Genomic DNA, 2,905 nt, shown 5'->3' with positions numbered 1-2,905 from the left:
GCTGTAGGTGGCCGTCACGGTCACCACATCGCCTGCGTTGAGCAAGCTGCCCGAGGCGCCCGTGGCGCTGATAGCCACGCTGCCCACAGCGGCTTGGGTGGACATGCTGGCCGTCACGGGTGCACTGGTGTTGCCCGCCATGTCGGTCAGGGTGATGGCAAAGCTGCGGGTGCCAGCGGTTCGACCGGTGCCCAGTGCATTGGCATAACCCAGCTGACGCAAAAAGTCCTGCGCCATGGGTGCGGTGATGGCACTGCCGCTGGTGAAGGTGTAGGCAGATTCGGTGCTGTTGTAGGTGTAGCTCCAGGTGGTGCCAAACAGGCTCACCGAGCCCGAAGCCGAGGTCCAAGCGATGAAGTCGTCACCCACATGCAGGCGCTCGCTGGTGCCATTGATCATGCCTGCGCCCTTGACCGTGATGCTGGCAATGTTGTGATCGTCAGTCAGGGTGGCCGAGGACTTGACATCCAGCGACAGGGGTACCGCAGTGCTGATGCTGGTCACCGTGCCCGTGGTTGTGGCGGCTGAATCGCCAGCAATGTCGCTGTTGCGGTTGCCGTTCGTGAATTGGTAAGACTTGATCAGGTCGGGGTCGCTCACATTCAGCTGCCCCCCCATGTTGTCTCGAACTTCGGCCTGGGTGAGTCCGCGCTTGTAAACCCTGGCATCGGCAAAAGTGGCGTCCAGACCGAAGGGTGTTTGTGCTGTGGAGATTCGACCCATCCAGATTTCACTGTTCACAGGCGTAAAGGTGCCTGTGCTTGTTCTACTATCGATGGCCACACCGTCCAGGTACAGGGTTGACTTCTTTGAGCCATCCACTGTCACTGCCAGATGGTGCCAGGTATTCACGGGCAGGCTGACATCGTCATTGAAGGCCGTAATGTTGGGGCCTTCAAAACCCAGTTCTGTTTTACCCAAAGCGTTGGTGTTCACCCACACCATGATTTCATTGTTGGGATAACCCGATTGCCCACCCGGTGCAATGCTGAAAACACGGTCGTAAGCATTAAGAGAGACTGCGGAATCGAGTTTGAACCAAGTCTGCAACGTGAACCCTTGGGCGGTGAGGCCCAACGCATTGGTCGTTCCCATGTACAGACCGCTGTTATCTGCCCCATTGGTCGAATACGCCGTGCTGCGAATGGGTGAGCCGGCGTCCACCGTGCTGGACGATGTGCCATCCAGATCGGCAACCGGGGCGGCGGTGTCGATGACGATGGCGCCCGCGTTCTGGGTCACGGCGCTCACGTTACCTGCCACGTCGTAGCTGCGCACACGCAACTGGCCAGCCGCAAAGGTGCCTTCCGCTAGGGTAAAGCTGGTGGTCGCTGCCGTTTGGGAGGCGCTCCAAGTGATGCCGCTGTCAGTGCTGAACTGCCAGCTGCCATTCGCCTCCACCCCGCTGACGCTGACCGTGCCCACATTGGTGATGCCGTCGCTCGTGCTCGTGCCCGTGTCGCTGGCCAGCGCAAAACTCGGCGCTGTGGGCACTGTGACGTCGATCAGGGCTGTGATCTTGGCCAGCGTATCCACATTGTTTGCACCGCCCGCGCTGGTGATGGAAGTCAGCAAGGCACTGGCTCTGCCTGCTGTCAGGATAGTTTCATCGATGCCGATCTGCTCCAACTCGGCTTCGGTGATGGTCTGGCTGTTCCCAGAGGCGTGCAACATGATTTTGTCGACGATGTTGGCCAGTTGCTCTAATTTGACCCCTGTGTTGACCTCTAAGGCAGTGGCTTGGTCGAGCACATCATTGAACAAGGTTTTCTCATCCACAAGGTCGATCACATTTTTCAGCCCCAAAGCTGTGATCTGCGCATTGGTGAGGTTGATGTTGTTGTTGTCGGTATTGTCCAAACTGGACAACAACAGGTCGTAGGCACCAACCATGGCTCGAAACTCAACAACAGTGTCGTGATCACCATCCAATGCAACTGGATTGGGCGATACACCGGTGACGCCGGCCATATTGAGCAGACTGTTGCGACTTGCCAAATTGGAACTGTTAACGTTCACAATCCCTGCATCTTCCCAAACGCTGACGGCGGGGTTGCTTGCGGTGGCATTGTTGTTGGTGGCTGCCTCTCTCAGGGCGTTCAAAGCGAGGGTATAAGTGCCTGTGGTGGGATGAACCACCGCAGTGATCACGTTTTGCAAATCGCTCAGGGTGGTGATGTCCGCTGGTGATTTGCCAGCGATGGCTTGAAGCCAGGCCATTCGGCTGTCGCCTGTTGCCCCAGTGATACCAATATTGCTGAGTTCACCTACGCTGAGCGTGCTGACAATGTTCTGGTAATTGTCGCGCACTGGACTGCTCAACCCGGCCACACGAATTACTTCTGCCACGGTGGTCGCCAGGGCCTGAATCTTGGCCACCGTGTTGACGTGAGAAGTATCCCTGCCGTCGATCACCTGGCCCATGAGCGTGTGCACGTCCCCAGAGGTCACGCCCGTCACGCCGATGGCCAGGTAGTCGCTGGCGCTCGCATCCGTGCTGCTGGCCGTGTTGGCGTTGTTGAGGATGACTTGGTAAGCGTTGACGATGGCTTGCACGTCAGCGGCGCTGTCGGCTTCGGCCCTGATGACTTCGCCGGTGGCCAACGCTTCGTTGATCATGGCCACCGTCGGTTGGCCTACGCCACCTATGCCGGTCACGCCTGCGGCGGTGTAGTCGCTGGCTTGGGGGGCGGTGCCGCCGTTGGTGTCGGCGTAGTTGGCAATGAGGGCGCTGGCGTTATTGAAGGCGCTGATGGCGTTGTCGACCGCCGTCTGCAGTGCCGTCAGGCTGGTGGGGTCGGCCGCGCCAATGGCGTTTTGCACCGCTTTGAGGTTGTCGGGGGTGACGTTGGTGACGGTCACACCCAGCAGGGCCAGTTGTGCGCTGCTGGCGGTGCCGTCCATC

The 2,905-nt window shown here is 59.1% G+C and carries 1 protein-coding gene; it reads right to left on the bottom strand.

Features of this window, described 5'->3' with window-relative positions:
- Positions 1–2,905, bottom strand: a 2,905-nt coding sequence (locus tag B472_RS16670) for a LamG-like jellyroll fold domain-containing protein (protein ID WP_019425535.1), incomplete at both ends; no start/stop codon positions are given.

Source organism: Limnohabitans sp. Rim28 (assembly GCF_000293865.2).
Lineage (GTDB): Bacteria > Pseudomonadota > Gammaproteobacteria > Burkholderiales > Burkholderiaceae_C > Limnohabitans_A.
This window is presented reverse-complemented; position numbering and strand designations above follow the sequence as displayed.